Origin of the sequence: Collimonas sp. OK242, assembly GCF_900107095.1 — a bacterium.
Taxonomy (GTDB): domain Bacteria; phylum Pseudomonadota; class Gammaproteobacteria; order Burkholderiales; family Burkholderiaceae_D; genus Collimonas.
This window is the reverse complement of record NZ_FNOR01000016.1, coordinates 65,891-91,478: the sequence shown is the minus strand read 5'-3', so window position 1 is coordinate 91,478 and position 25,588 is coordinate 65,891. Positions and strand designations below refer to the sequence as shown.

The window sequence follows — 25,588 nt, the reverse complement described above, 5'->3', positions numbered from 1 at the left end:
CGATTCCCTATTCGCCTGTGCGGCGCTTATTGTCGAATTTACTAACAAATTGAAATTTACGCGCTCAGGAATAGCCGGCAAAACGGATAGCATGCAAGATGATATCCAAGCGCAGACTCGCGAATTTTTGACAGATCCTGGCACGCACGGCGTATCGGCGGCTGAGATCGTCGTCATTCAAACGCATATTTCGTACATCGTGCTCGCCGGTTTGCGCGCCTTCAAGCTCAAGCTTGCGGTTCACCTCCCATACGTCGATTTCTCGACTTGCAGCCTGCGCCTGTCCGCATGCATGCGGGAACTTGCTTTGAATCGCCGTACCGCACCGACCGTATATCTGGCGGTGCGGCGTATCACACGAGAATCTGACGGGCATCTGATGTTCGACGGCGACGGAGAATTGGTCGACGCCGTGGTGGAAATGACGCGTTTCGATCAGGATGCCCTGTTTGACAAATTGGCTGAACGCGGGAAACTGACTGAGTCACTGCTAAGCGCACTAGCGCACGCAGCTGCAAGGTTTCACGCAGATGCTGCGATCGAATACGGTTTGACCAGTCAAATGCTGTCTGTACTGGAAATGAACGAGCGCGCCTTCCGTGCAGTCCGAGGGTTTTCCGAACAAGATGTCAGCAATCTGAATAGTGCCTTACGTGAGGCGTTTCAGCGCCATGCCGTGTTGCTTGATTCCCGCGCCAAAGCGGGCAAGGTGCGTCGATGCCACGGCGATCTGCATCTTCGAAACATCTGCCTGATCGATGGCGCTCCGGTATTTTTTGACTGCATTGAGTTCGATGACGCTATCGCCACCATCGACATACTTTATGATCTGTCCTTCCTGCTCATGGATCTTTGGCGTCTCGGCTTGAGATCCGCCGCGAATCTGCTTCTCAATCGATACCTGGATGAATGCGACGAAACCGATGGGCTGCCGCTCCTGCCGTTTTTCATGGCATTACGCGCCTCCATCCGCGCGCATGTCACGGCAACCGAAGCGGAAACCGGCGCCGGGGTCGCTAGAGAAAAGCTCGCTGCCGAAGCCCATGCATATTTCTCGCTGGCTGCGGAACTCCTGAAAACTGCTCCGCCGCATCTGGTGGCGATTGGCGGATTGAGCGGAACAGGAAAGTCGGCGCTTGCCACGCAAATTGCGGATCGCATCGGCCCGCCTCCCGGTGCGCGAATATTGTCGAGTGACCGCATTCGCAAGCGCTTATATGGCGTGTCCCCTGAGACGCATCTGCCTGCAGACGCTTACTTGCCGGAGATTTCCGAGCGTATTTATGCGATCCAGGCAGGCGAGGCGCAGAAAATAGTTGCCAGCGGCTGGGGAGCGATTGCCGATGCCGTATTCAGTCGCAAATCAGACTGTCAACGCATCGAAAGAAGCGCAGCGGAGGTTGCCGTACGGTTTTCCGGATTGCGACTGGTGGCGCCGCCCGCGATTATGCTGGCGCGTGTGGCAAACAGATACGGCAATCCTTCCGATGCGAACGTGGAGGTAGTGCGGGCGCAGTTGGCGCAAGCTGTTTGCGAGATAGGCTGGACAGTGATTCAAACCGACGCTTCCTTAGATGCCATAGCTGAACGTGCGCTGGCAACGTTAGACGTGGCTACAGTTCCGAACTAATTGAGCTATGCCAAAGCGCAGCGATTTGACTTAGATCAAGCTACATCGCGACGTCGGGACATACAGTTAAAAGGCAACTCGGGACAGAATAATGACTTCAGGGAAAATCATGACTCCCCCTGCTGATCTAAGATGCTTCAGATGTTCTTATATTCCTGACAAATGTCATTGCCGAACAAGGAGATACTGATGAAAACCGAAGTGGGTCTGTGGATAGACCATAGAGAAGCCATAGTCGTGACCATTAATAAAAATGCTGCCGAGTTACGGCGTGTTTTATCGAACGTAGAAAGACAGCTTCAACGTTCCGGAGACTCGCCCCTTAAAGGCCCCTACGAAGCACAAGAAGTGCCTGCAGACTCTGCCCAGCAGAGAGCCTATTCCGAACATCTCAATGTCTACTATGATGCGCTTATCGCATCGATTCGAGATGCTGACTCCATCTTTATCTTTGGCCCCGGGGAGGCAAAGGTCGAGCTGAAAAGCCGTCTTGAAATGCATCGCCTGGATGGGAAGATCACAGCTATTGAAACCACGGACAAGATGACGGATGTTCAAATCGAGATGAAGGTCAAAGAACATTTTTCTGTTTAGCCTTCGACAATATTCATGACATTCCAGCTTCCAGAACGAATGAGATTCCTATCGATGTTTTTTTTCATTGAAGGGGGAAGAAATCGTGTTCTAAAAAAAACTTGAAAACCGGGTCAATGAATTTTGTAATCGCGCAACATTATCCACATAGGATAACGACAACTATTTCGACCCTACTGTAAGACTAAGAATCGCGAATCCGTCAATGCGCCTAGTCACTGGGCATGCTGTCTTAGATGGATAGGAAGCATTTTTTTCAAAACAGAAATAATTTTCATAAATATAATAGATTTGCAAATAAACTCGCATTTCGCCGTGTCACGACATATAGTTACAAGGTGGGTAACAATCCGAAATCATGCGGCGATGCCGCATATTCAGCTAGACCAGTTCATCCAATCTGTGCAAAAAGAGAGCTAAGCTCTTTCTGTTGGGATGCATGCAAAGGGCGCGCATCAAGGGAAAAATAAGGATTGATGACATGCTTCATCGCAAGTTCTTGGCTGTCTTCCAGGCCGATCCTTCCTGTGAGTAGAGCGGCTGTGGGCGCCGCAAAGGCGACTTGGCTACGCCTGTCCATGTACTACGCCTGATCACAGAAACGGTGGCTTCCCATGAAACACGTCCTTGCACTCTTGCCCTTCCCGGCAAAGAATGTTATCGCCCTAAGGCCTGGATGCGCGGGTTGCGGCTTGCATCGATTATGTTTGCCGATGGGCCTCGATAACGCCGCCATGGCGCAACTTGACCAGATCATCGGACACGGACGCCGTGTATCACAGGACAAGCGCCTCTACCGCATGGGGGATTCCTTCAAGAATCTTTACGCGATTCGCTTCGGGCACTTCAAGACTAGCCAAGTCAACCACAATGGAGAGCAGCAGATTATCGGATTCCAGATGGCGGGTGAATTGCTCGGGATGGATGGCATCGGCTCAGGTGAGCACAGCTGCGACGCCATTGCCCTGGAAGACAGCGAAGTATGCGAAATTCCATTCTCGCGGCTGGAAACGTTATTCGGCCACATGCCAATCCTGCTGCACCATTTTCACCAAGTCATGAGCCAGGAAATCATCCGCGACCAAGGCAACATGCTCATGCTCGGAAACATGCACGCAGAGCAGAAATTTGCTGCGTTTCTGGTCAGTCTGTCCTCACGCTATGCAGCACTCGGCTATTCTTCCAACAGTTTCGGATTGCGCATGTCGCGGACGGACATTGGAAATTATCTTGGATTGACCATAGAAAGTATCAGTCGCCTCACCTCCCACTTCCGAGCGCACAACTTAGTCACTGTCGAGAAACGGGAGCTGCATATTCTCGATCTCGCGAAATTGACAGAGATGGCTCTCGGTGGTGAAGTGCCGCGCTTGTCCGACAAAAGTAAAAAGGGCAGTAAAAACATAAGTGATGCCACCGGCAACGAAGATCGAGAAAAGATAGTTAAATAGGAGGCGAAAACACGACTATCTTTTTTCTCTGAAATCCGCGGAAAACAGAATCAAATCATCGCAATTCTCCAATGTCCGGAGCTTGCGGGCGATGGCCGTTTGTATCTCGACGCTGTGCCCCCTATACGTGGCAAGCCGATCGTCTGGATGAGGCCCGGCGTAAAATGTGTTGTTCAGGCACTCCCTGCTAACTTTGCATTTGCTTAGCTTGTCATTGACGACGACTGGAATAACAATTCCGCCGGAATTCGTGTCATGCACGGCAGAAGCAGGAAAGGAAATTTGCATATCGTCTCTTCGAAGTAGTATCTACGGAACCATTACGTCTCGCGCCTGGCCGGCACCCTTCGCGACAGAATATTTCCCGTCGGCCCAAGTGGATTTGATGCAGATCAAACTCGCGTGACTTAAGAAGTTCGCCACTCCCCGCCTGTGCCACACTGTTTCTCCATCAGGTAGCCTGTTATAAGTGCCATAGGAGACGACGATGGGAACAGCAAAATTGCAAGATCTGCGAACGTACCTGGAGTGTCAGGAAAAAATCGATGCTTCTGTTGAGCGCGCAATCGCGCTCATTGATTGTGGGAGCCCGGCGCAAGATGCATTCGACGATCTGCGTAAGACCATTTCTGAATTGAAGGGAATACCTGCTGCAGGAAGGAAAAATGCGGTGGAAAAAATCCGCAATGCAAAAATAAATAAGGATAGGGTTGATGCTGAAAGCGCTTCGCGAACTGCAATGGCAGCAGAAATCGAAGCACTATTGAGCCATCGGAAAAATATCAGTAATCGTACATAGAGCGCCATTCACGCATGCCATCTGTCGGCGGGATAGCCGTCAACATTATTGTCGTCACATATTGGCCTTTGCACGCGGCGTCTGCATCGTAACGCAAGCCGTAGCGAGAATTTTCAAATGAGGGGAAGACATGGAATTATTTGATGCAATCCAAAATCGTCGCGCGATTCGCGAATACACCGCCCAAGACGTGGATGACGGCACCGTTCGACAGCTGATCGATGCGGCAATTCATGCTCCGAGCGCAGTCAATGAGCAGCCCTGGACATTTGCCATTGTGCGCGATCAAGCCAAACTCGATGAGTTGTCCGTCCAGGCAAAGGCATACATGCTAAAGACGATGTCAGATGACCCAAGGGCGCAGCATTTCCGCGCGCACCTGGAATCGCCTGATTTTCAGATTTTTTACCATGCGCCGGCGCTGATTGTGATTTCGTCGGTGGACAAGGGACCTTGGGCCGCCGAAGATTGTGCGCTCGCTGCGCAAAATTTGATGCTTGCTGCCCATGGCATAGGGTTGGGCTCGTGCTGGATCGGCTTTGCACAACATTACCTGAACACGGAGGCCGGGAAAGCCATGTTGAATCTTCCTCCGGAATGGCTTACGGTTGCTCCCATCATCGTCGGGTATCCGGGCAACAAGGCTCCTGCCACCCCACGCAAGGAGCCTGTGATCCACTGGATCGGTAATGGTTAAGTTCGGGCGCGAGGATGATCAGATGACGGCCTGGAAAGTGCTGATTACGCCAGTCATGCGTTTCCCTTTCCAGCGTTTATTTAGGGCGTGTTGACATATGATTTGGGAGTGCGAACGCGCGGCAGGCGTTACAGGCCTAGGCGCTGCGACGCGACGTAGCGGTGCTACGGCAAGGATGCGGATGGCCGCCCCCAGCAACAACGGCATGTGACGCCTGCAGCCGTTCCCGGAGGGTTCAAACCAGAACGTGCGCTGGCCGCGTTGCATGGCTTGCCAGCGCACGTTCTGGTTTGAACGCATCTCCCAAATCATATGTCAACACGCCCTAATATCAAGACTTGGCAGGGGGCGCCAGCATAAGCGGGCTTCGCAAGCGAATGATGTGCTGCACCTCATCCTCGTCGGTGACGTGAATGCTGAGCAATTCGCTGCCCCTCTCCTCCACGTGTATCGTCTTGGGCCGATGAATCAGATGGTTCAGGCCTTCCAGCCCGATCTCAAGTATGTTGCTCCTGGGTTCGTAGACGATGCCGAGCATGGGGATCCATTCTGCTGCAATCTGATCACCGAGATGCAAGCTGATCACCTCGATATCCGCGCATTTGCTATCCAAATCTCCAAATTTTGAAACACCATCAAAAAAAGATTTCCATTCTTCTTTTTTTATGTCGCGAGTAGTCATGACTTCTGCTCCAAAAAGTAAAAAAATGTGAGAGTGGCAACAACATCGACGATCGCCCGCTGCTCGAAGCGCCGTTAAACAGCCTAACCCGTTGCACAGCGGCGGTTTGATCGAATATTGCCGCTACGTCTACATGATCAACTGACATGCGGCCGCTTCACTGCTTCGACTGCGTGGCAATGCAGCTGTTCCTTGTTATCGTAACCCCGGCTAATTTCCTGCTTTTGATATAAATCAAAATCGACCGGATGCGAACTGCTATCTTGAACATAAAGACGTAAAGGGCGACGTCTGGCCTGCGCGGCGCTATTTTTGTACTCACACGAAATTTCAGCCCGTGAACCGGCTAACAAACGGAACGCCAATACCTTCAATGGAGGAAGTCATGAGCAAGATCATCGGCATCGACCTCGGCACAACCAATTCCTGCGTCGCCATCATGGAAGGCGGCCAGCCAAAAGTGATTGAAAATTCGGAAGGTTCCCGCACCACGCCGTCAATCGTGGCGTATCAGGAAGATGGCGAAATTCTGGTCGGCGCACCGGCCAAGCGCCAAGCTGTGACCAATCCATTCAACACGCTGTATGCAGTCAAGCGCCTGATCGGTCGCAAATTTGAGGAAAAGGAGGTGCAGAAAGACCTGCGCCTGATGCCCTATAAAATCATCCAGGTTGATAACGGCGATGCCTGGATTGAAGTGCGCGGCAAAAATATGGCGCCGCCGCAAATTTCGGCGGAGGTGCTGCGCAAGATGAAAAAAACCGCCGAGGATTATCTGGGCGAACCGGTAACGGAAGCGGTCATCACGGTGCCGGCGTACTTCAACGATGCGCAGCGGCAGGCCACCAAGGACGCGGGCCGCGTCGCCGGCCTCGAGGTCAAGCGCATCATCAATGAGCCGACCGCCGCGGCGCTGGCCTTCGGCCTCGACAAGAGCGGCAAGGGTGAGCGCAAGATCGCGGTGTACGACCTCGGCGGCGGCACCTTCGATATTTCCATCATCGAAATTGCCGACATGGAAGGCGACAAGCAATTCGAAGTATTGTCGACCAATGGCGACACCTTTCTCGGCGGCGAAGATTTCGACCAGCGCATCATCGACCATATCATCGGCGAGTTCAAGAAGATCAATGGCATCGACCTCGGCAAGGATGCCATTGCGCTGCAACGCATCAAGAGCGCGGCGGAGCGCGCCAAGATCGAGCTGTCCTCGACTCAGCAAACCGAAATCAACGAGCCTTACATCGCCATGGCGAACGGCGCACCGGTTCATCTGAACCTGAAGATGACACGCGCCAAACTGGAATCGCTGGTCGAAGACCTGATAGAAAAAACCATAGCACCCTGCCGCATCGCCCTGAAGGATGCCGCTATGGACATCAGCCAGATCGGCGACGTGATTCTGGTTGGCGGCATGACGCGGATGCCGAAAGTGCAGGAAAAGGTCAGGGAATTCTTTGGCAAGGAAGCGCGCAAGGATGTCAATCCGGATGAGGCGGTGGCCGTCGGCGCCGCGATTCAGGGCGCGGTATTGTCGGGCGAGCGCAAGGACGTACTGCTGATGGACGTGACGCCCTTGTCCCTCGGTATCGAAACGCTGGGCGGCGTGATGACCAAGATGATCCAGAAGAACACCACCATCCCGACCAAGTTCAGCCAGGTTTTCTCAACCGCGGACGACAATCAGCCGGCGGTGACGATCAAAGTGTTCCAAGGCGAACGCGAAATTGTCAGCGGCAACAAGCTGCTGGGCGAATTCAATCTGGTAGGTATCCCGCCCTCCCCGCGCGGCTTGCCGCAGATCGACGTGACCTTCGATATCGACGCCAACGGCATCTTGCATGTGAGCGCGAAAGACAAGGCCAGCGGCAAGGAAAACAAGATCACCATCAAGGCCAATTCCGGCCTGACCGAGCAAGAAATCCAGAAGATGGTGCGCGATGCGGAAGCCAACGCAGTTGAAGACAAGCGCCTGAGGGAACTGGCGGAGAGCCGCAACCATGGCGACGCGCTAGTGCACTCGACCCGCAAGGCGCTGGCCGAATACGGCGACAAGCTCGATGCCGGTGAAAAACAGAAGATCGAAGCTGCGATCAGCGCCCTGGAAACTGCTCTCCAAGGCAATGACAAGTCCGGCATCGACGCCCAGGTCGCGGCGCTGTCAAGCGCGGCCCAGAAGCTGGGCGAAAAAATGTATCCCGACAGTCAGGCGCAGCAAGCGTCGAATGCTGCGCCGGAGGCGGACGCAGCCAAGCCGCCGGAAGACGAAGTGGTGGATGCGGAATTCAAGGAAGTCAAGGACAAGTAATTGCCGCAAAGCCGATACACCGCACCCGGAGGACTAGGCCGTCAGTGCTTGCCATGCATGGCGGCCCTTCTTATCGTGGCGCAGGCATCATTGCCTGTCGTGCCAGCGGCTAATGCGATCGAAAGCCGCCAGAGCGCGACGGAATAGACGGCATCGGGCGGGATGCCGGCGCCGGTCTGTAAAAATGTGGAGAAGAGCGGCCCTCGTCATGGTCTGGGCGGTGGTCACCGCGGTCTGGACGGCGGCTACCGTGGTCCGGACGATGGTCACCGCCGCGAAACGGCGCGACGAAGTAGTCAGGTCCCCAGCCATCGTAGAACACACCGTAGGGCTCATAGTAATCGACTCCGACACTCGTGCCGCCATCGTATAGATAGCCGTCACCAGTGACGGCGCAGCCCGTGAAGAGCCCGGCTACGAAGGCAGCCGCCGGCCAGCGCAAGAGGAAGATATTCACTTGGTCACCTTTTTAGTTTCAGCGGTCGGCCATTCAAGCAGTCCGAAGACAGCTCCCTGAGGATCGGCGACAACCGCAATCCTGCCGCCGTGACGATCGACCCGCGGCTCAACTAGCACGCGGCCGCCGAGCGACACGACTTTTTCAGTCATCTTCACCGTATCGTCGACGCGGACGTAATTGAGCCAGTGGGGATGGGCATCGGGCCTGCTCGCAGGCAATCTGTTAGCGCTCGCGCGCGCATAACTGTCGGAGGCGAGCATCAGATGCCGAGCGGGCTTGTCAGCTGGAAAGTCAAAGACTTCGTAGTCGAATAGCGTCTGGTAGAACTCGGCAGCGGTATCCGGTTCGGTCGTCATGAGCGAACTCCAGATCCATTCCCCGGGCGCGGCCAGGACGTCGGGCGGATCGCCGCTGCTCGAGGCGAGGACTGCAAAAACGGCCCCCTGCGGATCCGCGAAGACTGCTTCGCGGCCACGATCAGGGATGCTATGCGGCTGGTACAGCACTTTCGCGCCATGTTGTAATGCAGCCGCTTGTGCGGCGTCGACATCACGCACTGCGATGAAGGTAAGCCACGCTGGCTGCCGCTGCGCGCCCGCCGGTAAATCCCTGTGAATCAGCCCTGCGACCGGATGATCTTCGAGAGATGCCTCGGCGTATGCTATCCCGCCAGTCTGAATATCGCGGAATGTCCAGCCAAACAATCCCCCGTAGAAGCGCTTGGCGGCGGCCAGGTCTGGCGTCAACAGTTCCACGAAGATCACCTTGCCGACATGATGCTCCTGGCTGGCGGGGGTGAGCAGCGCCGGCAACTGGAGCGGCGCCGCCATGACCTGCGCCGCGCCGGCAACGCCCAGCAGCACTGCGAGCAAGCCTTGCCAGAAACAATGTCGGACTCGCCTGGCCAGCCGCTTTCGCGGCCCGACCTCATGCAATGCGATGACGTCGATCAGCTTTGTGTTGCGTTGTGAGTGCATTGTGACCTCCACCTGGTTGTTCCTGTCAAGATTGTCGATACGAACACGCTGTTCTATCGTCAGTGCTGTATCGCAATGGGTGAGAAATGGATGCATGGTCATGGCAACCTGGCCTCATGTGGCGATGCGCGGATAAATCCAAGCCGCGATCAGCACCATGACAACGATTCTGAAGTTCCGACTGCCGTCAGAGCTTGATCTACATCAAAGATGGCAGAGACTGTAGAGGAGGCCCCAATACCGGCGGTTGGTGCTGACGCTCGCTGTACCCCTTTCATGGCGAAAGATTGGTTGCGCTGGCGCCGCTGGGCGGCGCGGCCTGAGGGGAAAGACGATCCGCCTGGCGTTTGACATGGATCAAGCGCCGGCCGCAGCGAAAACGCTATGCTTTTCTACGTCACGAAACTGACTGTGGAGGAAACCCGCCATGACCGCCCCGCTTGAAGCCGTCGACCAGACCACATTGAGATTGACGCCTCCTGTTCCTGTTGCATTCGATGCGGTGGTATCGGATCTAAGGAATCCGCTGCTGCAATTGCGTCAACCCAGCCGCGACTTCAGTGACCGGGATGTCAGTCTGGATAGCCAAGACGTGCTTTCAGGATCACGGCCCGCGCTGCCATGAAACAGAAATTTCTTTCCGCTGGTGTAGTGCTCATGCATCGAGAACATGCGCGCTGCCGCTATCTGTTACTACGCGCGTATAGCTATTGGGATTTCCCCAAAGGAATGGTCGAGCCGGGCGAGACACCGCAATTAGCGGCCTGCCGCGAAGTGCGCGAAGAAACGGCGCTCGATGACCTCGATTTCATATGGGGACAGGCGTTTTTCGAGACACCGCCATATGGGGCGGGCAAAGTAGCTCGTTATTATCTGGCGATAACGCATACGGACAGCGTGGAACTAAAAATCAATCCGCAGCTGGGACGCCCCGAACATGAGGAATTCCGTTGGTTATCCTACCGTGACGCGCGCGTACTTTTATCTGAGCGCTTGGTGCCAGTGCTGGACTGGGCACATGTGCTGTCCGGTTGTTAGTGATTTGTCTCGCAAAAAAAGAGCCGCTGTGACCGAAACCACAACCCGATCTATGGACGAGCCGGCGATTGATCGCTTATTGGCGGTCGTGCAGAAAATGGCGGATGAGACCTATCCTGATCGTCCACATACAATCACGTCGCACACATCTTTTGAAAAAGACCTTGCGCTCGACAGCCTGGCGCGCGTCGAACTGATGTTGCGCGTGGGGCGTGCTTTCGACGTGGAACTATCCAGCGCCTCACTATCGGAAGCGGATACGCCGAATGATCTTCTGCGTTTTTTGGGGCAGGCGCAATCGCTGACGCCGCAATTTTCAGCGACATTGGACAAGACGCAGACTATCGGCGTTCCCGAAAACGCGCAGACTCTATTGGAGGTGCTGGAGTGGCACGTTGCGCAGCAGCCTGATCGGGTGCACATTCTGCTGCATGACGAACAGCATCAGGAACATGCAATTCGCTACCGCGATCTGCTTGAAGCTGCACACGCCGTCGCGGCTGGTCTCGTGTCGCAAGGACTTCAGCCAAGACAGCCGGTCGCGTTGATGTTGCCTACCGGCCACGATTACCTTGCATGTTTCTTTGGCGTCATGTTCGCCGGCGGCATACCGGTGCCGATTTACCCGCCTGCGCGTCTGGCCCAGCTTGAAGAACATTTGAAGCGCCATGTACACATCTTGTCCAACGCTGAAGCGACCTTCATCATTGCCATAGCCCAGGCCAAGCCGTTTGCCCGTATGCTGCAGGCACAGGTGCCGAGTATGGTCGCCATCCTCACGCCGGAGGATCTAAGCAACGCATCTGCAGCACCCCGCTATCGCCCTCGTCGGGAGGACATCGCATTTCTCCAATATACATCCGGCAGCACAGGCGATCCCAAAGGCGTCATGCTCACGCACGCAAATCTGCTTGCCAACATATGCGCACTGGGACAAGCCTCGCAGGTTGATGCGAATGATATCTTTGTGTCCTGGTTGCCGCTCTACCATGACATGGGACTGATCGGTGCCTGGTTAGGCTCTCTGTACCATGGCATTCCGTTGATCTTGATGTCGCCGCTTACTTTTCTGGCGCAACCGTCGATTTGGCTGCAAATGCTGTCACGCCACCGGGGTACCATTTCCGCAGCGCCGAACTTTGCCTACGAATTGTGCGTTCGCCACACCGCCGACGCGATTCTGCCATCGCTGGATTTGTCCGCATGGAGACTGGCGCTAAACGGCGCAGAACCTGTCAGCACTGTCACCTTGACGTCGTTCGCAACGCGCTTTGCGCGCTGTGGCCTGCGCTATCAGACCATCACGCCGGTATACGGTTTGGCCGAGTCGTCGGTCGGACTGGCCTTTCCACCTCTGGGACGCGGTCCGCGCATCGATTTCATTTCACGTGCATCGTTTGACCATGAAGGCAAGGCTGTGCCGGCAAAGGATGCCGATGCACTAGCCATGCCTTCGTGCGGCCGGGCACTGCCGGGGCATCAGATCAGAGTTGTGGACGATGCCGGTTACGAGTCGCCCCAGCGTCGCGTCGGCCGCCTGGAGTTTCGCGGCCCTTCCGCGACCTCAGGCTACTATCGCAATCCGGAGGCGACGGCGAAGCTGTTTCGCGATGGATGGCTCGATTCAGGCGATTATGCCTACATGGCAGACGGCGAAGTCTTTATTACCGGACGCATCAAGGATCTGATCAAACGCGGCGGACGTAATTTGTATCCATACGATCTGGAACAGGCGATCGGCAATCTTCCCGGTATTCGCAAAGGATGTGTCGCTGCCTTTGCCAGCAGCGATCCGGCTACCGGCAGCGAGCGTCTGGTGATCGTAGCCGAGACCAGGGAACGTGATGCGGCGATGCAGACAGCATTGCGGCGCAGCGTCAATCAAGCGTCTATCAATATCATCGGGCAGCCTGCCGACGACGTTGTATTCGTCGCGCCGCATTGGGTGCTGAAGACGTCGAGCGGAAAGATCCGGCGCCTCGCCTGCAAGCAGGCTTATGAAAACGGAAGGATGCTGAATCGCGCCCCCCTGCCTTGGTTGACCGCCGCCCGCTTCACGGCCGCGACGGCATGGGCACGTTTGACGATCATGGCAAGAAAAGCCGGCAGATGGGCCTACGCTTGCTATACCTGGATAATCTTTGGCGCACTTGCGCTATCTTGCGGTTCCTTGATCGCGCTGTTGCAACGGCCGTCAGTGGGGCGGCGTATCGCTCACTTCGCAGCGCGCCTGCTGTTACGTTTGACGGCAACCGCGCCGGCAGTCAGCGGGCTTGATCGGCTGCCTCGGCAGCCTCACGTGCTGCTGATCAACCACGCGAGCTATCTTGACAGCATCATATTGACGGCCGTGCTGCCTCCTGTTCCCGGCTATGCTTTCGCATCCAAGCGCGAATTCGCCAATCAACGACTGATCCATACCTTGCTATGCGGACTGGGGGTCGTGTTCATTGATCGTTCCAATATCGAGCGCAGCAGTGAAGATGTGGAGTTGATGACAGCGGCATTAATGCGCGGTGACAATCTGCTGGTATTTCCGGAGGGAACATTCAGTCGCGAGCCGGGTCTCAAGTCGTTTCATTCAGGCGCTTTCGCAGCGGCGGCCAAGGCCGATGCATCAGTTGTTGTCGCCGGCCTGCGCGGCACGCGCATCGCATTGCGGGATGAAACCTGGCTGCCTCGCCGTGCCGCGATCGCATTCGAAGTTGGCCAGATAATGCATCCCGCCGGCAATGACTGGGCAGCGACGGTCCGCCTGTCGAATGCGGCACGCAAGGCGATGGTGCCGCTTTCAGGTGAGTTCGATTGCCTGGATTGACGCGGCGCTAGACGCCAACCGGAAATGTCTCGGGCGCTTCCCCGGTTTCCCAATGACTGCCGAGTTCCAGCGGCTTGACTGCGTGGGTTTCATCAAAATGCAGTATGGCATCGAATTGCTGGGGCATGTTTGCATGAAAATAGTGGCTCTGCCGCTCGGTTTCCGGCAGATAGATCACGCCGATGGCGCGTTCCAGATGCGGTTGCGAGAGCGCTTGCGTCGCTTGATTGTTTCCGCGCAACGGTAACATGAAGCGCGCAATGCCGGTCTGGTGAAACAGTTCTTCGTAACTGCCTGCCAGCGCCGGCCGGACGCGCTTGCGTTGCGCTGGCGCATCCCAATCGGAAGCGGCGGTCACCGTTCCCTGATAGGTCGTAAAGCCGACCAGAACAACCCGTTCCCCGTATAACTGGCGCGCCAGTTGACCTACGTTCCATTCGCCAAGCTGGCCGACTTCCGTGGCACGTGCATCGCCAAGGTGTGAGTTGTGCGCCCAGACCACGATCTTGGCCGGTTCGGGCAATGCATGCGAAAGGTGTTGCGCGAGCGCATCGAGCGTCTCCGTCATGTGCCGGTCACGCAGATTCCAGGATGAGACACGTCCGGAAAACATGGTGCGGTAATATTGCTCGGCGTTCATGACGAGACGAGCATTCTGCCGCGCGTAAAAAAATGCATCGGTAGCATCCGCTCCGTTGTGCTGCAAATATTTTTCAGCCTGTACATGCAGCTCTCGCAACTGCGTCACGACAGCTTCCTCGCAAGAGGCTGACATGCCGATGCCAACGGCATGGCCATAGCGCTGACTATCCTTCCGGAAGTGGTCGAAGCAGGCATAACGTGTCCGGGCGCGGCGTGCAGCTTCCGGGTCAACTTTGTCAAGGTAATGCAGCACCTCGTCGATTGACGTGAACAGACTGTAAAGGTCGAGGCCATAAAAGCCGACTTTGGGGAGCTGCGGCATTAAGGTGCCATTGTAGTCGTGCAGCCAGTCGACAAAATCAAGCACCTCCACATTGCGCCACATCCAGGTCGGAAAGCGTTTAAATCCCCCCAGTGCCTGTTCGGCATTCGAATCGTCGCTCTGATTGCAGACATAGCGATTGACCCGGTAGGCATCCGGCCAATCGGCTTCGACCGCAACAGCCGTAAAATGTCGTTCGGTGATGAGCCGTTGCGTAATGCGCGCGCGTTCCCGGTAGAACTCCCGTGTGCCATGACTTCCCTCACCGAGCAAAACGAAGCGCGCATCGCCGATTAGCGCCAGCAAAGAGTCATAATCGGTATCGGCGCCGGTCAGAACGGTTGCAGATGATCCGATGGCTTTATTTACGGATTCCGATTTCATGACAGATTCCTTCTCTTTTGTGGCTGCTCAAGCGCTGGCCGGCCGGATCAAATGCTGTGTGAACCACGCCGACGCCAACACAGAAACCGCTTCCAGGGCGCCCGGCTCCTCAAACAGATGAGTTGCATTTGGAATGATCTCCAACCGTTTTTCGCAGTTCAGCGTGGCGTAAGCATTGCGATTCAGTTCGATGACGGCGACGTCATTGCCGCCGACGATCAATAGCGTTGGTGCGCGGACCTGATCCAGTGCATGGCTGCCCGCCAGATCAGGGCGGCCGCCACGGGAGACAACCGCCGCTATGCCGGCACCATGCATGGCTGCCACTTGCAACGCTGCCGCCGCACCCGTGCTGGCGCCGAATAGTCCTAGCGGGTGGCCGGCAGTGCTTTTATTCTGCCGCAGCCAATCGCAGGCGGCGCTCAGGCGCTGCGTAAGCAAGGCGATATTGAAGCGCGTCGAGGTGATCTGATCTTCATGCGGAGTGAGAAGATCGACGAGCAATGTGCCCAGATGGGCCTGCCGCAGCCGTTCCGCCACATAATTGTTGCGAGGGCTAAAGCGACTGCTGCCGCTGCCGTGAGCGAACAGAACTGTGCCGACGGCATCTTGCGGTATATCCAACATGCCTTCCAGGCGGACCCCGTCAACTTTGATGCCGATCAGTCCTCTTTGCATTGCTTGCATCATCAAAATCTCCTCATGTTTCCGCTTTGGCCGCCACCTGCTTGCTGGTCGATGAAGGCTAGTTTCAGCCTGCCATCGTTCTTGATCGGTTCAGCCTGGAAGTGACCGGCTGATTGTTCAAGCCGGTTTGTGTTGCGCCCGCAAATTAGCAGCTTTATCAAGTAGTTCCACCACTTCGTCATCACTGGTTTGACCGAAGTCGTCATACCACAGACCGACCGCATAAAAAGGTTCGGGAGTCATCAGGCAAATGGCTTCATCGACCTGCGATTCAATCTGCCGGATTCCTTCCGACGCTGCAACGGGAACGGCAACGATAATGCGCGCCGCTTTGGCCTCGCGCGCCGCTTTGATGGCGACCAGCATGGTCGATCCGGTCGCCAGACCGTCGTCAACGATGATGACAACCCGGCCTTCCAACTGCGCGGCGGGGTGGCTAGCCCGATACAGCTTTTCACGCTGAGCCAATTCTTCGAGTTTGCGCTGCGCCGTTGCCTCGACTATCTCCATCGGGATATCAAGTTGCTTCAGTACATCAGCTTGCAATACATACACGCCGCCACTGGCGATGGCCCCCATCGCCAACTCTGCGTTTCCGGGGACGCCCAGCTTGCGTACCAGTAGGATGTCGAGCTGGACGTCTAACGCCTGGGCAACCGCAAAACCGACTGGAACACCGCCACGCGGCAGCGCCAGCACAAGCACATCCGGACGCCCGGCATAGGCGCCAAGCCGCTGCGCCAGTCGCGCTCCGGCGTCCATGCGATTCTTAAAACGTTCCGTCTCATACATAGGCAACCCCGATCTCATGGGCGAATCTGAAGCTGACCTCCTCAACGACGCCGGCATACAGCGGCTGATACAGCCTTTTGTCAATTTGAGCAGCGTTCAGCGACACTCTGTTTGCTTAAGTCTACTCACTGTGCATGGTCACAATTTGAGATAGATCAAATAAGGAAAGCGATTCCCCCCCTATCTCCTTGCTCATATCGACCAGGAAAATTCCAGGATTTGTGCGCACGTTTTTCTCCTTTGAAATGAGATCGTCAATATTTCTTCCTGCTTTTTCAAGTTAGAAATGGGAGAGGCTTCGCATTTTGATCTGCATCAAGAATAAGGATATTCTTTACTGATATCAGTAACAATCGCGTTAGGAGATTTCCGTGGTTCAGTTGCAATGGCGCGTCGACGCCAGGTATTCGTTGATCCTGACTAAGAGCCTCATCGCGTTTGAGTAATATCCCTAAGTTGAATCCCGCAGAGTTGCCTCCTCCTGTGCAACGAGCTGTTACGGAAACCCCTGGTGCATCCGTGATTTTTTTTGAAATCGTCTAAAAGAGATGCCATGAAACCGATTTCGAATATGGCTTTCTATTGCTGCGGCGTAAGAGCCAACGATGCCGAGTGCGCCAATCCGGTGTGCGGCGACGGATACGCAAAATGGTTCATGGATGATTGCGCACAACGTATTTGCGATAAATTCAAAGATGAGACATTTTCCGGCGTGAGTATCATTGTCCGTCATCGCACGATTGATGACGTTTTACGTAAGATGCTGCGCCTCACTCCTGATTTGGGAGTGGTGATCATAGGATCGGGCTTCGATAGCCGCCCTTACCGCTTGATTGGCGGTGCGTGGTTTGAACTGGATGAACCCGACGTGATTACATACAAAAACGAACGATTGCCGATCAGTGAATGTTCCAATCCTCTACGCCGCATCCCGATAGATTTTCTTGCCGATCCATTGGAAGACAGCCTCACTCGGATCGACCATATGGGGCCGATCGTTTTCCTTCTGGAAGGAATCTTCATCTATCTGGCCGAATCGGAAATTAAGAGCCTGCTTGATTTACTCCGTAGACTTTTCCCGCAACATCAACTTATTTGTGATCTTGTAAATCGGCAGATGGTTGAAACATATGGTGCCAGGCTGCATGAAATTGTTATGGGCATGGGAGCGCTGTTCAAGCCTGTAGATGAACCTGAAACGGTATTCCTGTCTGCCGGGTATCAGGTCCAGCAAAAAATTTCCCTGCTGGAGGCGTCGGTAGAACTCGGGATGTATGAAATTCCGGCATTTATTTCAAAATGCTTCTATGATGCGGAAATTCAGGGCAATGCCGTCTATGTCATGAAAAGAAATGGCCCGATGGCTTACTCGATGTAGTTGGACGCTCCCCGTATAGTCTGGCAGGTCCGTTCGATGTCATGGAGCCGCGCTGTGATTTTGCGTCGGCACCGCCGCCAGAGCGGATAACGCAAGTTGTCTTCCCTGATTACCGGTGATTGTCGGTGATTGTTGGTGAGAGCACCTGGATGGATATCAGACAAACCCGGCGCATCGCTCCAGGCCGGAAAGCCGGCCCTATTTTTTTCCGGTTCCACGGCCCACGCTTTGACCACCATCATGCTTCGTTCTCCGCCAAATACGCACAAGCGAACCGCTTGCTGGCGCGCTTCGGGTAAACGAATACGACCAGATTCATGAAAATAATCATAACTTGCTTGTATATATGCGGTTTTCGCATAAATAAGCGTTAGTCGACAAGCAATCCTGATTAAGTGCCCGAACTATCCCCCTCGCCTGTTTTTAATTTTGAATTCGGCGCAACACCGCTTTGCGAATAACCCATCGCTACATTGACAATCCCATAATAGATGTGCACTATAGAAACCAACACCAACAATGTTTAACAAAAAAATACAAACCTGAAAACATTGTCAGAAGACATTTTTTGTGTGGTGGTTTCCAAATATAAGCGCCCCCTATTGGCACATCCGATAAATCAGGAGCGCGCGAGGAAACATAGGGAGAGGATCACGTCAATGTCTTGGCGCGAAAACACTATGCCGGCATCCAGGCTGGACGAGCAAAACGAAATCGCGGCGAGCCTGACCACAGATGCCGCTGATGCGCTGATGGTTGCCCGGATGCGGCTGGTCCTGGCTATTTCCGGTTTAACGGCGATTTTTATCGATCCTTCCGGCTTGAGCGGCGTTGGCCATTTCACCTGGCTCGTCTTTTCCGGATATATCCTTCACAGTACCGCCATTTACATTTTTTCACTGCTTAACCGTCCCTTCTCGCAAAGCAAGCTGATCCACTGGCTGGATATCTGCTGGTATGCATTGATCGTTTTATTTACCGGCGGCATCAACAGTTTCTTCTACCTGCTCTTCTTTTTCGCCATTCTCACCGCATCTTTTCGCTGGGGTTTCGAAGAAGGCGCGCGAATCACCATCGCTTCAGCGCTAATGCTCATCCTCAGCGGCTTGATCACCGAGACCGGGCAAGATCTTCCCCGGCTCTTGTTGCGCACCACCTTCTTGCTGACGTTCGGCTACATGAGCGCGCGCTGGGGGGAGTCAAAAATAGAACTGAAGCGCCGCATTGCCTTGCTGCGCGATGTCAGCCGTCTGTCAAATCCTCGTTTCGGGGTCGATCACACCATTACCTCTGTCCTGAAAAAAACCTTGGCGTTTTTCAAGGGCGGCAGCTGCATTCTGGTGATGCGGGACAAGGATTCCGCGACCTATTCATTGCGGACGATAAAAGAAGGCGATGCGGAGCAATCGATCAATGCCATAGAAGTTAGTGCAGAAGCGGCATCCCAGCTCATGGCCTTTCCCCAAGACCATATCGTTGCATACACCCGCCTGCTCGGGCCGGCCACGCCCATACTCGGCGGCTCTTTGACGTATGACAGTGCGAGCGGCAGATGGATCAAACGCGATGAGGAAACTAGCCAGAACATGGCCGAGCTTCTGGAGACAGATTCCTTCATCAGCGTTCCCTTGTCATTGCGAAAAGGCGACGGCCGTATTTATGTCGTCTCACGGAAGAACAGATTCAGCAAGGCGGACGCCCTGTTTTTGAGTCATATCGCTGAACAGGCATTTCCTGTTATCGAGAACATCGAAATTCTCGACAGGATGGCCTCGGAGGCCGTCACGCAAGAACGGAAAAAGATTGCGCTGGATATTCACGATACTGCGATCCAACCGTATATCGGCTTGAAAATGGGACTCAGCGCCGTGCGCAATAAAGCTGCTGCCGACAATCCGCTGATCGAGGATATCGACAAATTGATGGCAATGGCGGCACAGGTCATCGGCGATTTACGCCGCTATGCCGGAACATTTAAAAACGCATCAGGAAAGATTGAACCGATATTTCTCGTGGTCCTGCGTCAGCAGGCAGCGCAAGTCAGAGAATTCTACGGAATCGATATCGACGTCAGCATGGAGGGCGAACTCAACGTCAGCGATCGCCTGATTGCGGAAGTGGTGCAAGTCGTGCGCGAGGGATTGAGCAATATATGCAAGCACACCGTCGCGCAACGGGGATCCGTCAAACTCCGCTGTGCACACGGATGGCTGAAGATTCAAATCGAGAATGAAGGCGCCGGCACGCCGGCAGCCGACTTCATACCGCGCTCGATTACCGAGCGGGCTGCCGCGCTGGGCGGAAGGACGCAAGTGAACTCTGGGCCGGACGGCGGCACATCCGTATATGTCGAGATACCAGTTTGAATAGGTGAAAACATGAAGCCGGCAGAACAAACCATTCGCGTAATGCTGATCGACGATCATCAGACCATGCTGTGGGGATTGGGTAAATTGATCGACGGTGAAAAACCACGGATGGAGGTGGTCGGGACCGCACGAGGTTGTGAAGAAGCGCTTGCCAAAATTGAACAACTGGTTCCGGATGTCGTTTTGCTGGATCTCGACCTGGATGGAAAAAACGGCCTTGACATCCTTCCGACCCTGCTGGCGAATGGCATATCACGTGTATTGATCCTGACCGGCGAGCGCAGGCAAGCGACGCTGGATGTCGCGGTTCTGAGCGGCGCCAGAGGGATAGTGCACAAGGACGCATCGGCGGAACAGGTGCTGAAGGCAATAGAAAAAACCCATCGCGGCGAACTCTGGCTTGACCGCGAGGCGCTCGGCAGGGTATTCGGTGAGCTCATGACCCCAGCGGCCGCGCGCAAGCCTGACTCTGAAGCGGAAAAGAAAGCAACCCTGACCGCCAAGGAACAAAAAATCATTCACACGATTGTCGAGGGCAGCGGCGCTTCGAATAAAACGCTGGCGCAGCGGCTGTTCATCTCCGAACACACCCTGTGCAACCATTTGACCTCGATCTACCACAAGCTGGACGTGAGCAATCGCCTTGAGTTGTACGTGTATGCGATCAAGCATCAATTGGGGAATCCCGATCCTTGATTGCAAGGTAAGGGACGATGCGCCGAATGCCGGAAGGACACCCATGGCCGATCCTTGTGGCTATATCTCCATGTCCCGATCTCACGTTTTTTAACGCGCCGCGCTTTAACATATCGTCTGGTTGCAGCTTCGCGTCCGCGACCCAACCAATTTCTCAGCGACCTCTTCGATAGGCTCGACGCTGGCCAGAGCTGTCGGCGGGAGAAGCCGTTCTGAAATAAATCAACACAAGCGATCTTGTGAAGCTTAACAAGCAGTAACTGGAAAATTCACATTCCTCACGCAATGCAAGCGGCAAGGCGGACTCACGGGCCAATTGCCTTCTATTGCGCCCGCTCCTTCTGGCATCGTTTCAAACTCTTAGTGTCCGCCGGTGAGCATTGGCAGTATGGTTCTGATGATTTGAATAACCGCCGGCCCCATGATGACCATGATAATTGACGGAAATATGAAAACCACCAAGGGAAACAGCATTTTTGTGGGGATCTTTGCCGCCATTTCTTCGGCACGCACTTGCCTCGTGTGCCGCAGGTCATCGGAAAATACCCGCAAGGACTCGCCAATGCTTGTTCCGAATTTATCTGCCTGAGTCAGCATGGTGGCAAATACGCTTATTTCCTCAACCCCTGTACGCAGCGCGAGATTACGCAAGGACTTCTCTCGCGTACCCCCCGCTCTCATTTCCAGATTAGTCAGGTGCAGCTCTTCTGCCAGGGCGACACTTTTCATCCTGATTTCATCAGCCACTTTGGTGAGGCCCGCATCCAATCCTAAACCTGCTTCGACGCAAACCAGCATCAAATCAGTCGCATCAGGAAAGCTTTCGAAAATTTCCCGTCTGCGCATGCTGATCTTCCAGTTGAGCAAAAAGTTGGGCAGGTAACAGCCGATCATGGCTGCCAGCATCAGGTACAGCAAAAACGTCAGGCCGTCATAGCGCATTGTTTTCAGCGCCATGAATGCCAGCGCCGCAAAGGCAAGCGGCAGTATTGTCTTGATGCCAAAATAAACCAGCCGCGCATCGTCATGCCGGATTCCTGCATTGAGAAATTTGATGCGTAGCGGCGATGCTTCCCAATTACCGGTTGGCGAAGACAGCCGGGCAAAGGGACCAACCAGATTCACCATGGTTTCAGTCCATTGCGGTTTCTCAGCCGGACTGGACATTGCTTGCAGCCGCTGTTCCGTTTTGGTTGGCGCCAGCCAGAAAAACAATCCTGTCAGTGCCAACGTCACGGTGAAGAAAATAAGTACGGATAGTATTAGCATTTTCGTTCTCCCTTATACCCGGATTCTGATTATTTTTCTTAGGACAAGAACGCCGATCACCATCAATATGAGCATGTATTTGATTATCGCGATGCCGATAGGATCGTGCCACAAGGGCGCCATGAAATCCGGATTCAAGAGACTCATGATCGCGCCCAATGCGAATGGCATGATCCCTAAAATCCAGGCCGATAAGCGTCCCTCGGATGACAACACCCTTATCTTGGAAAACAGCTTCAGGCGTTCACGAATCAAGCGGCTCAGATTGCCGAGTACTTCGGTCAGGTTGCCGCCTGAATCGCGTTGAATCAGCACCGCGACCACGAAGTAGCGCAGATCGGTAATCGGTATGCGTTCGCTCAGGTTAGTCAAGGCCTGCTGCATCGATACGCCGAAATTGACCTCATCGTGGACGATGCGAAATTCACCGGCAATCGGCTCCGCCATTTCATCCCCGATCATTTGCAAGCCGGACGAAAATGCATGCCCGGAACGCAATGCCCTTGTCATCAGATCAAGCGCATCAGGCAACTGTTGTTCAATCTTGGTCAAACGGCGACTCCGCTTACGACTCACATACAGTAGTGGTAAAACAGCCAGCGCAATGCCAGCCGTCACCCCCATCAGCATGGATTGACGAAGCAGAAAAGTCATCGTCAGGCAAGCCGCTACGCCCAATGCCAGGCATGACAGCAGGAGTTTGAATACGGTCCAGTCCAGGCCCGCCTGGAGGATGAGCCTATCCAATCTGCGCGCTCTGGGTAGGTTCAGCAATATCCGCTCGAATACCGGGATCTCGCTCAGCATACGTTGTTTCAATAGTTGCGATTGCTTGGTTTTATCAAGAGAAGCCGAGAGTGCTTGCAGCCGCTTCGCAATTTTTTTTGCTTGCGGTCCCCTATATGATTTCCACATCATATAGCCGCCTTCCAGCAGCAGGACCACGGCGACGAACACAAGTACCGTCATGATCAGGAAGGCGTTGCCACCGATTGATTGCAGCATGATGCCGCTCCTTTCATTGATAATGTTTAGCGGGATCGAACATGGCGTCCGGCAATGCCACACCGAACGAGCGCAGACGTTCCGTAAACTTCGGCCTCACGCCTGTCGCATGGAAATAGCCTTCGACCTCGCCGCCGCCGCCAATACCGGTTTGCTTGAAAGCGAATATTTCTTGCATGGTGATCACGTCGCCCTCCATGCCGGTAATCTCTTGAATGCTGGTTATTTTCCGCTTGCCGTCGGTCAGCCTGATAGCCTGGATAATTACCGTAATGGCTGATGCAATTTGCTGTCGCGCGGCTTTGTGCGGCAGATTGAGATTTGCCATGCCGACCATGTTTTCTAGCCTGGATAGCGCATCTCGCGGCGTATTGGCATGGATGGTAGTGAGCGATCCTTCATGGCCGGTATTCATCGCTTGCAGCATATCGGCTGCTTCGGCGCCGCGTACTTCGCCAATGATGATACGGTCGGGCCGCATCCGCAGCGCGTTACGCACCAAAGCACGCTGGGTGATCTCGCCTTTGCCCTCAATATTCATTGGCCGCGTTTCCATACGCACCACATGCGGCTGCTGCATCTGCAGCTCGGCTGCATCTTCGAGAGTGACAATGCGCTCCGAGACCGGAATGTAGCCGGACAGGATGTTCAGCAAGGTCGTCTTGCCGGCGCCGGTGCCGCCGGAGATGATCATGTTGACTTTCGCCTTGCTCAAACCCTCCAGCATGAACGCCATCTCCGGCGTCAAGCTCTTGAGCTCGCTGACCAGATTGTCCATTTTGAGCGGAATATGCGCGAATCGGCGTATCGACATCATGGGGCCATCCAACGCCACTGGCGGAATGACTGCATTGACCCGGGAACCGTCAGGCAACCTGGCGTCTACCATAGGGCTGGACTCATCAATCCGCCGCCCCACCAGCGACACGATCTTGTCAATGATGCGCAGCAGGTGCTTCTCATCGGTAAAGGTGACGTTGGTAAGTTCCAGCTTGCCCCTGCGCTCCACATAGATCTGTTCATAGGAGTTGACCAGAATGTCGGATACGGTTGGATCGGCCATCAGCAATTCAAGCGGACCGAATCCAAGCATTTCATGCTGGATGTCGCGAATCAGCGAGCGTCGTTCGAGATCATTGATCACCGCTTGCTCTTCCTGCAGCAAGCGTTCAATCATCGTAGTGATTTCTTGCCGCAGCATTTCCGGAGCCAGGGTTTCCAGCACCGTCAAATCGAACTTATCCAGCAGCTTGAGATGCATCCTGCCCTTCAATATCTTGTACGCATCGCTTGCGACCTGTCCCTGACCCTGAGGTTGTTCGACCGGCTCTATCCTGACGGCGTTTAATTTTTCTCGAAAAGACATGCTATATGCTCCGGTTAGGCTTGCTGGTTGACGCTGGGGCCTGGTTGAAAATTTACAGCTTTGCTTACGCTCGCCTGAACAGCCGGCCTAACAAACTGCGGCTTTCTTCCTCCCTGGGGCTGAGCGATAGTGCGAACGCAGCGAGATTCTTGGTCACCGCATTCGAGCGCGCCGCTTCAATCATCGGGTCACCGTGATTGATCGATGCATTGACCTCTTTATACGAATTGGGAACAGTGTGCAAAGTGACAGCCCCTAACGAATTCCGTACATTGTCGATGCCGACTTCGCCGCTCTTCTCGTAGCGGTTGACTATCAGTTCGACCTTGTTCATCGGATAGCCCAGCGATTTGAATATTGTCAGCAGTTTCTTGGCATTCCGAATGTATGGCAGCCCTGCCTGCAATACCGGGAAAATCCGGTCGGCGCGGTCCAGCGCCTTGATCGTCAGCGTGTCCAGGGTCCGGCCGACATCGAGCAATATGAAGTCGTATTGGGTTACCGCCAGGTTGAGGATGGCGTCAATATGCTCAGGCTTCATCTCCATGGCTTGCGCCGGGTCTTCCGGCGCCGCAAGTATGCTGTAGTTCGGCGCCACCTTGACCGTACTGGCCGCCAGAAACGTGGCGTCCAGCCGGCTGATGTCACGAGCGACGTCAGCCAGAGTCGAGGTGGGCGTGCCATCGTGTACAAACGACAGCGCTTCGCCGAATTGCAGATTCAGGTCTATCAGCAAGACAGACTTGGCTTCCGCCAGCTGGTAGCCGAGATTGGTCGCCAGGAAAGTAGCGCCGCTGCCGCCTTTGCATGGCATGAACGCCAGTATCCGGCCGAGAGCCCTGGCGTGGCCGCCGATACGCTTGGCCGCGATGCGGCTGACAGCGGCTTCCAGCGCACTGGCGGTCACCGGCGAAGGCAGCACTTCCCGCACGCCGGCACGCATCGAGTTGATCAGGAATTCCGGCGTGTGCGTGGCGCAGAGCAGGATCACCGCAATGCTCGGGTGGTGGGTAGTGACATATTCGACCTGGGCCAGTTCGGTCGGATCGCAGCACATGCCCTCGACGAGCATCAGGTCAGGCTGCTCCAGTTCGGCGACGCTGCGCATCCGGCTTTTACCGCCTTCCACCAGCGTAGCCGAGTGCGAGTGCATACCCAGGATCCTGCCCATCTCTTGCAGGTTATTGATATTGGGAGAAATCACCGCGATTTTCATTTTTATTT

At 54.8% G+C, this 25,588-nt stretch carries 23 protein-coding genes; 12 read left to right on the top strand and 11 right to left on the bottom strand.

Annotated features, from left to right (window positions below; translation table 11 throughout):
- The first annotated feature begins 91 nt into the window (after positions 1-91).
- Together BLV81_RS17885 and BLV81_RS17880 are read left to right on the top strand one after the other, a co-directional pair.
- A complete protein-coding gene (locus tag BLV81_RS17885; RefSeq protein ID WP_092358744.1) occupies positions 92-1,630 on the top strand; it encodes a bifunctional aminoglycoside phosphotransferase/ATP-binding protein in 1,539 nt (512 codons plus the stop codon).
- Between the two features lie 189 nt (positions 1,631-1,819).
- Entirely contained in the window at positions 1,820-2,224 is a 405-nt protein-coding gene (locus tag BLV81_RS17880; RefSeq protein ID WP_092358742.1) for a hypothetical protein, read from the top strand.
- Positions 2,225-2,615: 391 nt separating this feature from the next.
- Here BLV81_RS17880 and BLV81_RS17875 read toward each other — a convergent pair whose 3' ends face one another.
- Positions 2,616-2,804, bottom strand: a complete 189-nt coding sequence (locus BLV81_RS17875) for a hypothetical protein (RefSeq protein ID WP_092358740.1) — start codon at positions 2,802-2,804, stop codon at positions 2,616-2,618.
- A 34-nt stretch (positions 2,805-2,838) separates the two neighbouring features.
- Here BLV81_RS17875 and fnr point away from each other — a divergent pair, with 34 nt between their 5' ends.
- Positions 2,839-3,675, top strand: a complete 837-nt coding sequence (gene fnr, locus BLV81_RS17870) for a fumarate/nitrate reduction transcriptional regulator Fnr (RefSeq protein ID WP_092358738.1) — start codon at positions 2,839-2,841, stop codon at positions 3,673-3,675.
- Positions 3,676-3,690: 15 nt separating this feature from the next.
- Here the strand turns inward: fnr and BLV81_RS17865 are convergent, their stop codons facing one another.
- Positions 3,691-3,963 carry a DUF1488 family protein gene (locus BLV81_RS17865; protein ID WP_092358736.1) on the bottom strand — a complete coding sequence of 91 codons (273 nt, stop codon included), beginning with the start codon at positions 3,961-3,963 and terminating at the stop codon, positions 3,691-3,693.
- 199 nt (positions 3,964-4,162) lie between these two features.
- On the opposite strand from BLV81_RS17865, the gene BLV81_RS17860 reads away from it, so the two are divergent.
- Together BLV81_RS17860 and BLV81_RS17855 are read left to right on the top strand one after the other, a co-directional pair.
- Complete coding sequence (locus tag BLV81_RS17860; RefSeq protein ID WP_092358734.1) at positions 4,163-4,474, top strand: hypothetical protein; 312 nt, start codon at positions 4,163-4,165, stop codon at positions 4,472-4,474.
- 130 nt (positions 4,475-4,604) lie between these two features.
- Positions 4,605-5,171: a nitroreductase family protein gene (locus tag BLV81_RS17855; protein ID WP_092358732.1), complete on the top strand. Its 567-nt coding sequence runs from the start codon at positions 4,605-4,607 to the stop codon at positions 5,169-5,171.
- Between the two features lie 331 nt (positions 5,172-5,502).
- Here BLV81_RS17855 and BLV81_RS17845 read toward each other — a convergent pair whose 3' ends face one another.
- Complete coding sequence (locus BLV81_RS17845) at positions 5,503-5,853, bottom strand: DUF5335 family protein (RefSeq protein ID WP_092358730.1); 351 nt, start codon at positions 5,851-5,853, stop codon at positions 5,503-5,505.
- Between the two features lie 385 nt (positions 5,854-6,238).
- Between BLV81_RS17845 and dnaK the strand changes: the two genes are divergently transcribed.
- Entirely contained in the window at positions 6,239-8,161 is a 1,923-nt protein-coding gene (gene dnaK, locus BLV81_RS17835; protein WP_092358827.1) for a molecular chaperone DnaK, read from the top strand.
- A 453-nt stretch (positions 8,162-8,614) separates the two neighbouring features.
- On the opposite strand, the gene BLV81_RS17830 is transcribed toward dnaK, so the two are convergent.
- The gene (locus BLV81_RS17830; RefSeq protein WP_092358726.1) at positions 8,615-9,700 is read right to left on the bottom strand and encodes a VOC family protein; all 1,086 of its coding nucleotides are present in this window, start codon (positions 9,698-9,700) and stop codon (positions 8,615-8,617) included.
- Between the two features lie 325 nt (positions 9,701-10,025).
- Between BLV81_RS17830 and BLV81_RS23710 the strand changes: the two genes are divergently transcribed.
- From BLV81_RS23710 to BLV81_RS17820, 3 genes are read left to right on the top strand one after another with little or no spacing between them, the layout of a single operon-like run.
- Complete coding sequence (locus BLV81_RS23710; RefSeq protein ID WP_143036370.1) at positions 10,026-10,223, top strand: hypothetical protein; 198 nt, start codon at positions 10,026-10,028, stop codon at positions 10,221-10,223.
- Positions 10,220-10,636: an NUDIX domain-containing protein gene (locus BLV81_RS17825; protein ID WP_092358724.1), complete on the top strand. Its 417-nt coding sequence runs from the start codon at positions 10,220-10,222 to the stop codon at positions 10,634-10,636. Before BLV81_RS23710 ends, BLV81_RS17825 begins: the two co-directional genes overlap by 4 nt.
- Positions 10,637-10,664: 28 nt before the next feature.
- The gene (locus BLV81_RS17820) at positions 10,665-13,454 is read left to right on the top strand and encodes an AMP-binding protein (RefSeq protein WP_255365327.1); all 2,790 of its coding nucleotides are present in this window, start codon (positions 10,665-10,667) and stop codon (positions 13,452-13,454) included.
- Positions 13,455-13,461: 7 nt separating this feature from the next.
- On the opposite strand, the gene BLV81_RS17815 is transcribed toward BLV81_RS17820, so the two are convergent.
- The 3 genes from BLV81_RS17815 to BLV81_RS17805 all read right to left on the bottom strand — a co-directional run bounded on the left by BLV81_RS17815 (position 13,462) and on the right by BLV81_RS17805 (position 16,281).
- Positions 13,462-14,802, bottom strand: coding sequence for an erythromycin esterase family protein (locus BLV81_RS17815; RefSeq protein WP_092358720.1), 1,341 nt, complete (start codon positions 14,800-14,802; stop codon positions 13,462-13,464).
- A 27-nt stretch (positions 14,803-14,829) separates the two neighbouring features.
- Positions 14,830-15,492, bottom strand: coding sequence for a dienelactone hydrolase family protein (locus BLV81_RS17810; protein ID WP_255365326.1), 663 nt, complete (start codon positions 15,490-15,492; stop codon positions 14,830-14,832).
- 114 nt (positions 15,493-15,606) lie between these two features.
- On the bottom strand, positions 15,607-16,281 hold the full coding sequence (locus tag BLV81_RS17805) for a phosphoribosyltransferase (protein WP_092358718.1): 675 nt from the start codon (positions 16,279-16,281) through the stop codon (positions 15,607-15,609).
- Positions 16,282-16,834: 553 nt separating this feature from the next.
- Here BLV81_RS17805 and BLV81_RS17800 point away from each other — a divergent pair.
- The 3 genes from BLV81_RS17800 to BLV81_RS17785 all read left to right on the top strand — a co-directional run bounded on the left by BLV81_RS17800 (position 16,835) and on the right by BLV81_RS17785 (position 20,724).
- Complete coding sequence (locus BLV81_RS17800; protein ID WP_092358716.1) at positions 16,835-17,659, top strand: class I SAM-dependent methyltransferase; 825 nt, start codon at positions 16,835-16,837, stop codon at positions 17,657-17,659.
- Positions 17,660-18,318: 659 nt separating this feature from the next.
- Positions 18,319-20,025: a sensor histidine kinase gene (locus BLV81_RS17790; RefSeq protein WP_255365325.1), complete on the top strand. Its 1,707-nt coding sequence runs from the start codon at positions 18,319-18,321 to the stop codon at positions 20,023-20,025.
- Positions 20,026-20,037: 12 nt separating this feature from the next.
- Entirely contained in the window at positions 20,038-20,724 is a 687-nt protein-coding gene (locus BLV81_RS17785; RefSeq protein ID WP_255365324.1) for a response regulator, read from the top strand.
- Between the two features lie 360 nt (positions 20,725-21,084).
- On the opposite strand, the gene BLV81_RS17780 is transcribed toward BLV81_RS17785, so the two are convergent.
- The 4 genes from BLV81_RS17780 to BLV81_RS17765 all read right to left on the bottom strand — a co-directional run bounded on the left by BLV81_RS17780 (position 21,085) and on the right by BLV81_RS17765 (position 25,580).
- Complete coding sequence (locus tag BLV81_RS17780) at positions 21,085-21,993, bottom strand: type II secretion system F family protein (RefSeq protein ID WP_092358712.1); 909 nt, start codon at positions 21,991-21,993, stop codon at positions 21,085-21,087.
- Positions 21,994-22,005: 12 nt separating this feature from the next.
- Positions 22,006-22,998, bottom strand: coding sequence for a type II secretion system F family protein (locus BLV81_RS17775; protein ID WP_092358710.1), 993 nt, complete (start codon positions 22,996-22,998; stop codon positions 22,006-22,008).
- Positions 22,999-23,011: 13 nt separating this feature from the next.
- Entirely contained in the window at positions 23,012-24,364 is a 1,353-nt protein-coding gene (locus tag BLV81_RS17770) for a CpaF family protein (protein WP_092358708.1), read from the bottom strand.
- 64 nt (positions 24,365-24,428) lie between these two features.
- Positions 24,429-25,580: an AAA family ATPase gene (locus BLV81_RS17765; RefSeq protein WP_092358706.1), complete on the bottom strand. Its 1,152-nt coding sequence runs from the start codon at positions 25,578-25,580 to the stop codon at positions 24,429-24,431.
- Positions 25,581-25,588 lie beyond the last annotated feature (8 nt).

What these genes read in the sequence shown, in the direction of transcription:
- BLV81_RS17865 (WP_092358736.1), bottom strand. Translation starts at nt 3,963, where the DNA reads ATGCAAATTTCCTTTCCTGCTTCTGCCGTGCATGACACGAATTCCGGC.
- BLV81_RS17810 (WP_255365326.1), bottom strand. Translation starts at nt 15,492, where the DNA reads ATGATGCAAGCAATGCAAAGAGGACTGATCGGCATCAAAGTTGACGGG.
- BLV81_RS17885 (WP_092358744.1), top strand. Translation starts at nt 92, where the DNA reads ATGCAAGATGATATCCAAGCGCAGACTCGCGAATTTTTGACAGATCCT.
- BLV81_RS17875 (WP_092358740.1), bottom strand. Translation starts at nt 2,804, where the DNA reads ATGGACAGGCGTAGCCAAGTCGCCTTTGCGGCGCCCACAGCCGCTCTA.
- BLV81_RS17800 (WP_092358716.1), top strand. Translation starts at nt 16,835, where the DNA reads ATGAAACCGATTTCGAATATGGCTTTCTATTGCTGCGGCGTAAGAGCC.
- BLV81_RS17825 (WP_092358724.1), top strand. Translation starts at nt 10,220, where the DNA reads ATGAAACAGAAATTTCTTTCCGCTGGTGTAGTGCTCATGCATCGAGAA.
- BLV81_RS17790 (WP_255365325.1), top strand. Translation starts at nt 18,319, where the DNA reads ATGTCTTGGCGCGAAAACACTATGCCGGCATCCAGGCTGGACGAGCAA.
- BLV81_RS17770 (WP_092358708.1), bottom strand. Translation starts at nt 24,364, where the DNA reads ATGTCTTTTCGAGAAAAATTAAACGCCGTCAGGATAGAGCCGGTCGAA.
- BLV81_RS17845 (WP_092358730.1), bottom strand. Translation starts at nt 5,853, where the DNA reads ATGACTACTCGCGACATAAAAAAAGAAGAATGGAAATCTTTTTTTGAT.
- BLV81_RS17880 (WP_092358742.1), top strand. Translation starts at nt 1,820, where the DNA reads ATGAAAACCGAAGTGGGTCTGTGGATAGACCATAGAGAAGCCATAGTC.
- BLV81_RS17785 (WP_255365324.1), top strand. Translation starts at nt 20,038, where the DNA reads ATGAAGCCGGCAGAACAAACCATTCGCGTAATGCTGATCGACGATCAT.
- BLV81_RS17860 (WP_092358734.1), top strand. Translation starts at nt 4,163, where the DNA reads ATGGGAACAGCAAAATTGCAAGATCTGCGAACGTACCTGGAGTGTCAG.
- BLV81_RS17830 (WP_092358726.1), bottom strand. Translation starts at nt 9,700, where the DNA reads ATGACCATGCATCCATTTCTCACCCATTGCGATACAGCACTGACGATA.
- BLV81_RS23710 (WP_143036370.1), top strand. Translation starts at nt 10,026, where the DNA reads ATGACCGCCCCGCTTGAAGCCGTCGACCAGACCACATTGAGATTGACG.
- BLV81_RS17775 (WP_092358710.1), bottom strand. Translation starts at nt 22,998, where the DNA reads ATGCTGCAATCAATCGGTGGCAACGCCTTCCTGATCATGACGGTACTT.
- fnr (WP_092358738.1), top strand. Translation starts at nt 2,839, where the DNA reads ATGAAACACGTCCTTGCACTCTTGCCCTTCCCGGCAAAGAATGTTATC.
- BLV81_RS17815 (WP_092358720.1), bottom strand. Translation starts at nt 14,802, where the DNA reads ATGAAATCGGAATCCGTAAATAAAGCCATCGGATCATCTGCAACCGTT.
- BLV81_RS17765 (WP_092358706.1), bottom strand. Translation starts at nt 25,580, where the DNA reads ATGAAAATCGCGGTGATTTCTCCCAATATCAATAACCTGCAAGAGATG.
- BLV81_RS17805 (WP_092358718.1), bottom strand. Translation starts at nt 16,281, where the DNA reads ATGTATGAGACGGAACGTTTTAAGAATCGCATGGACGCCGGAGCGCGA.
- dnaK (WP_092358827.1), top strand. Translation starts at nt 6,239, where the DNA reads ATGAGCAAGATCATCGGCATCGACCTCGGCACAACCAATTCCTGCGTC.
- BLV81_RS17855 (WP_092358732.1), top strand. Translation starts at nt 4,605, where the DNA reads ATGGAATTATTTGATGCAATCCAAAATCGTCGCGCGATTCGCGAATAC.
- BLV81_RS17780 (WP_092358712.1), bottom strand. Translation starts at nt 21,993, where the DNA reads ATGCTAATACTATCCGTACTTATTTTCTTCACCGTGACGTTGGCACTG.